This window comes from Devosia alba (genome assembly GCF_039938915.1).
In the GTDB taxonomy this organism is placed as follows: domain Bacteria; phylum Pseudomonadota; class Alphaproteobacteria; order Rhizobiales; family Devosiaceae; genus Devosia; species Devosia alba.
In genome coordinates this window covers 1-219 of the sequence record NZ_JBDUUI010000187.1, presented here as the reverse complement: position 1 = coordinate 219, position 219 = coordinate 1, and the positions used below count along the sequence as shown (strand labels likewise).

At 46.6% G+C, this 219-nt stretch carries 1 protein-coding gene; it reads left to right on the top strand.

The annotated features are described in order from the left end of the window. Positions 1-219, top strand: a 219-nt coding sequence (locus ABFY71_RS19230; protein WP_347947486.1) for a hypothetical protein, incomplete at both ends; no start/stop codon positions are given.

Here is a 219-nt window from a genome sequence, read left to right as displayed (position 1 = left end):
TACAGCTAGCAATCCGGTATTGCCGCTTGACGGCGATAAACCGAATTCTCCTCCCGTGGTTTGCTACACAGGCGATGAGGGTTCGTCCATAGAGGAGGAGGGAGCTTTTTCTGTTCTGTTTGAGATGACTGCACCGGAAAATCAAGAATGGACTCCTACTCTGCTTAGTGGTGTCGGAAATTTTGTCTGTAAGGTTTATCAAAATGGAAAGTTGGTAGA